Source organism: Aestuariivirga sp. (assembly GCF_020252405.1).
Classification (GTDB): Bacteria; Pseudomonadota; Alphaproteobacteria; order Rhizobiales; family Aestuariivirgaceae; genus Aestuariivirga.
In genome coordinates, this window is the sequence record NZ_JADCDA010000042.1 from 1 (window position 1) to 4,940 (window position 4,940).

Genomic DNA, 4,940 nt, shown 5'->3' on the forward strand with positions numbered 1-4,940 from the left:
ATATGAAGGCTCAAACTAAACTGTCAGGAATGTCGCCGGTCTATTCTGTCAGGGATGTAGCAGGTTCATACCGGCTCAGGTCTTTGAGAATTGGACTCCTGGGCCCCCCGCCCCTGCCCCTCCCCACGAGGGGGAGGGAAAAGACCCCGATTCTGCATGACCGCCCGCCGCTCTAGCCATGCCCGGTCTGCGCGGTCGATACGAATTTGCCCGCTGCTTGCGTTGCAAAACGGCAGGCCGCCTCGATCCCGTCTCCCGCCGCCAGCCGCGCCGCCAGCGCGCCGCAGAAACAGTCGCCCGCGCCATGGCTGGAGATGAGCTTCACCGGCAGGGCCGGGATATCCGCCCGCACGCCGTCGCGCCTCATCAGCATCGACCCGTCTCCGCCGCCCGTCAGCACCACGTCGCGGCTGGGCGAATGCAGGGCGGCGAGCGCCGTGCCCATGTCATCCTCGCCAGACAGCATCGCCGCCTCGACGCGGTTCACCACCAGCAAATCGACAAGCGCGAGGAACTCCGCCGTCATCTTCCGCGCCGGCGCCGCATTGAGCACCACGCGGGCGCCTTGCGCCTTCGCGGCCCGCGCCGCGGCAAGGTTCACGGCTTCCGGAATTTCGTTCTGCAGCAGCAGCACCTTCGCGGCGAGGAGTTGTGCCCAGTCCCGCGCCACGCGGTCCGCATCGATCGCGAGATTGGCGCCTGACACGACGACGGCGCCATATTCGCCGCCAGCCTCGCTGACCGCAATGCTCATGCCGCTGCCGTGCGCGGCATCGATTCCCACATGCGCGATGTCGACGCCCGCCGCCACGAGATTGGCGCGCAGCAGCTCGCCGAAATCATCCTGTCCCGTCCGGCCGCCGAAGGCCGTGCGCGCGCCGCAGCGCGCCGCGGCGGCAGCCTGGTTGCCGCCCTTGCCGCCGCACTTGTAGCGCCACGACGATCCGATCAGCGTCTCATCCCGCCCCGGCAGGCGCGGGGCTTCCACCACAATGTCGAGGTGCAGGCTGCCCGCAACGGCGACGTCGATCATGCCGCACCATAAAGCGCCGACTGCAGGATGCGCTGGCTCGCCACCGCGTCCTGCGCGGCAATCGCCGCATCGAGAGCGGCATTGCCGCGCAGCCGGTCGAGCACCCGGCACATGCCCTCGACGGCGGAGATGTTGGCCGAGCATTCGGCCACGGGGTCAAGCCCCACCGCATCGGGGAAAGTGTCGAAATAAATGGCGTTGCGGTAGCCGAGCTTGTCCAGCGTGTGGAGCAGCTCCAGCGTCTGGATCACATGCACGCTGCCGGCCACCAGCCCGTCATCGCGCCTGGCATGGCCATCGTTGAGATGAACCCCCAGCAGGCGGCTGTGGCGGTGGATGAGCGCCGCCGCATAGGCCGGCATCTCGCCGGCATAGAGCGCATGCGCGAAATCGAGCGTGACGCCCATGTTCGAAGCGCCCACGCCGGAGACCATCAGCAGCGTGGCGCCCACATCGGGCAGCAGCGAGAAGGCGCGCGGCTCGTTGGGCTTGTATTCGATCGAGATGTCGATCGCGGGGTTATGCGCGGCGATCGCGCGCAGCGCCTCCGCCGTCCCGTCCCACAGGCGCAGGTAATCGGCCTCGAAGGAATAGTCGAAGCCGTCCTGCCCCAACCACAGCGTCATCAGTTCGCCGCCGGCCTCGGCCAATGCATCCAGCCCACGCAGCGTGAGGTCCAGCGCCTTGGCGCGCATCGCCTTGTCGGGGTGGCACAGCGCCCCCCTCTTGAAGCCGGGGTCCGAATAATAGCGCATGGCGAAACCGTTGAGGCTGATGCCTAGGCTGTCCAGCCTGGCGCGGATGTCCTTCGCCGAGGTTCCCTCAAGGTGATCCGGAAAATTGAAGTCCACGGCGGAAAGCCCCGGCACCGTGGCGGCCCGCCCGATCAGGTCAAGGGACGTGATGCGGTTGCGGCCGGGCCAGACCTTCGCCGCATCGGCCTTGAAGCCGTTGAGCCTTGTGGCATAGGCGAAGCGGGTCTTCTCTGCGGTCACGGGCGGCCTCTTGGCTTGCGGCGGGTCTCTCCTTCCGTTACCAATTCGGGGGCCGGATTGAAAGGGAAGGCGGGGCGATGCAGGAGCGGATCAAGCGCTGGACGAGGGAGCTGATGATGATCCCCGGCCTCTCCGGCTTCGAGGGTCCGGTCAGGCGCTATATCAGGGGCGAGCTCTCGAAGCTTGGCATCGCGTCCCGCACCGACATGCTGGGCAACCTCATCGCCACCGTCGAGGGCGATGCCGGCCTGCCCTCCGTCATGCTCATCGCCCACATGGACCAGCTGGGCCTCATCGTCCGCAAGATCGAGGCCTCGGGGCTGATCCGCGCCGAGCGCGTGGGCGGCGTGCCGGAGCGGGCGCTGGCCGCGCAGGAGGTGCTGCTGTCGGTGGGCGGCGGGCGCACGCTTGCCGGCATCATCGCCAACAAGAGCCACCACGCCACCGCGCCGGAGGAGAAATACCGCGTGCTGCCCTATCAGGAGCTCTACATCGACTGTGGGTTCCCGGACGCGGCGGAGGCGCTGAAGGCCGGCGTCAATGTGGGAACGCCCATCGTCTATGCGCCCAACTTTGTCGAACTGGCGGGCGGACGCATCGGCGGCACCTCGGTCGATGACCGTGCCGCCTGCGCCGTGCTGCTGGAACTCGCCCGCGCGGCGAAGGATGTGAGGCCCACCATTCACCTCGTCTTCTCGGTGCTGGAGGAGTTCAATCTGCGCGGCGCCGTCACGGCCGCCCAGGTGCTGCAGCCCGGCATCTGCATCCAGCTCGATCTGGCGCTCGCCACCGACACGCCGGACATGGGCCAGCGCGGTGACGTGCGGCTGGGCGCGGGGCCGGTGATGAGCATGTTCAGCTTCCACGGCCGCGGCACGCTCAACGGCTGCATCCCGCATCCCGCTCTCGTGCGGCTGTTCCAGGGCACGGCCGATGCGGAGAACATCAATCTCCAGCGCTCCGCCCACATCGGGGCCCTCACCGAGACCTCCTATGTGCAGCTCGTCGGCAAGGGTGTGGCTTGCATCGACATGGGCTTCCCCGCGCGTTACACGCATTCGGCGCTGGAAGTCTGCGATCTCGCCGATCTCGAAAGCCTGACACGGCTCGTCATCGGCGCATTGCAGCGCATCGACACCCGCTTCTCGCTCGACAGGGACGGTTACGCCGAATGAAGCACTATCTCGGCGTCGACATCGGAACTTTTGAAACCAAGGGCGTCATCGTCTCCGCCACGGGCGAAATCGTGGCGCAGGCGGCGCGCGCGCACCGCATGCAGGTGCCGCAGCCCGGCTGGGCGGAGCATGACGCCGGGCAGGATTGGTGGGGCGATTTCGTCTTCGTGACGCGCAACATGCTGGCCGGGAGCGGCATCGCAGCCTCCTCCATCGCCGCCATCGGGGCGAGCGGCATCGGGCCCTGCATGCTGCCGGTGGATGAAGCGGGCGCTCCGCTGATGAACGCTGTTCTCTATGGCGTCGATACCCGCGCCGCCACGGAGATCGGCGACCTCACGCAACAGATCGGCGCGGACGTCATTCTCGGTCGCTGCGGCAACGCGCTCACCTCGCAGGCGGTCGGCCCCAAGATCCTGTGGCTCAGGCGCAACCGGCCCGAAATCTTCGCCCGCACCCACAAGATCCTCAATTCCAGCTCCTTCCTCGTTCACCGCCTCACCGGGCGCTACACCATCGACCATTATTCGGCGGGCAATTTCAGCCCCTTCTATCTCGTGGACGAGCAGGGCTGGAGCGGCGAGCTGGCGCCCGGCATCATCCCGATGGACATGCTGCCGGAGCTCATGTGGACCACTGACATCGCGGGCCACGTCACCGCGCGGGCCGCTGCCGAAACGGGCCTCGCCGAAGGAACGCCCGTCATCGCGGGCACCATCGATGCGGCGGCGGAGGCCGTCAGCGCCGGTGTGCTGAACGCGGGCGACCTGATGCTGATGTATGGCTCCACCATCTTCATCATCCTCATCACGCCCGGGCGCGTGCGTGACGCCAGGCTGTGGTATGCGCCCTGGCTGTTCCCCGGCCAGCATGCGTCCATGGCGGGCCTGTCCACCAGCGGCACGCTCACCCACTGGTTCCGCGACAACTTCGCGAAGGAATTGCCGCAGGACACGGCGGTGACCGAACTGGCGCGGGAGGCGGAGGGCTCGCCGCCCGGCGCCAGGGGCCTCGTGCTGCTTCCTTACTTCTCCGGCGAGCGCACGCCGATCCATGACACCAGGGCCATGGGCATCCTCTTCGGCCTCGACCTCACCCACACGCGGGCTGACATGTTCCGCGCCGTGCTGGAGGGCATCGCCCATGGCACGCGCCATGTGTTCGAGACCTATGCGGAAGCGGGCCAGGCCCCGCGCGCCATCCATGCCGTGGGCGGCGGAACGAAGAACCGCGTGTGGACGCAAGCCACCTCCGACATCGGCGGCATCACCCAGGTGCTGCGGCAGAAGACCATCGGCGCGTCATATGGCGATGCCTTCCTCGCGGCACTGGCCCTGGGTGATGTGACGGCAGCCGACCTCGACCGCTGGAACCCGGTGGCCTCGTCCATCGCGCCGAAGCCTGAGCTGAAACCGATGTATGACCGCCAGCACGCGGTGTTCCGCGGCCTCTATCCGGCGGCGAAGGAATTTCTCTGACTCTCGTCCTCTCCCGCAAGGCGGGAGAGGAGGGGACCCCAACGAAGTTGGGGTAGGTGAGGGGACACGAACTCCACACCTTCAGCCGACATCCCCCTCATCTCCCCGTTGCGCACGCAACGGGTCCCTTTTTCTCCCGCTGAAGGAGCGGGAGAAGACGAAGGCACGCGGTGTTCCGCGGCCTTTATCCGGCGGCGAAGGAATTTCTCTGACTCTCGTCCTCTCCCGCAAGGCGGGAGAGGAGGGGACCCCAACGAAG

Annotated in this window: 4 protein-coding genes; 2 read left to right on the plus strand and 2 right to left on the minus strand. The window is 67.4% G+C overall.

From position 1 onward, the window contains the following. Positions 1-172: 172 nt before the first annotated feature. On the minus strand, positions 173-1,033 hold the full coding sequence (locus IOC69_RS07750) for a PfkB family carbohydrate kinase (RefSeq protein ID WP_290542975.1): 861 nt from the start codon (positions 1,031-1,033) through the stop codon (positions 173-175). After that, positions 1,030-2,028 (minus strand): sugar phosphate isomerase/epimerase family protein, encoded by a 999-nt coding sequence (locus tag IOC69_RS07755; RefSeq protein WP_290542976.1) that lies wholly within the window; start codon positions 2,026-2,028, stop codon positions 1,030-1,032. The genes IOC69_RS07750 and IOC69_RS07755 overlap by 4 nt, the downstream gene beginning before the upstream one ends. Before the next feature lie 77 nt (positions 2,029-2,105). Between IOC69_RS07755 and IOC69_RS07760 the strand changes: the two genes are divergently transcribed. Further along, on the plus strand, positions 2,106-3,203 hold the full coding sequence (locus IOC69_RS07760; RefSeq protein WP_290542977.1) for a M42 family metallopeptidase: 1,098 nt from the start codon (positions 2,106-2,108) through the stop codon (positions 3,201-3,203). Next, positions 3,200-4,681 (plus strand): FGGY-family carbohydrate kinase, encoded by a 1,482-nt coding sequence (locus IOC69_RS07765; protein ID WP_290542978.1) that lies wholly within the window; start codon positions 3,200-3,202, stop codon positions 4,679-4,681. The genes IOC69_RS07760 and IOC69_RS07765 overlap by 4 nt, the downstream gene beginning before the upstream one ends. Positions 4,682-4,940 lie beyond the last annotated feature (259 nt).

Bases quoted from the DNA above. Each gene is read 5' to 3' on its own strand.
- IOC69_RS07750 (WP_290542975.1), bottom strand. From the start codon at position 1,033: ATGATCGACGTCGCCGTTGCGGGCAGCCTGCACCTCGACATTGTGGTG.
- IOC69_RS07760 (WP_290542977.1), top strand. From the start codon at position 2,106: ATGCAGGAGCGGATCAAGCGCTGGACGAGGGAGCTGATGATGATCCCC.
- IOC69_RS07765 (WP_290542978.1), top strand. From the start codon at position 3,200: ATGAAGCACTATCTCGGCGTCGACATCGGAACTTTTGAAACCAAGGGC.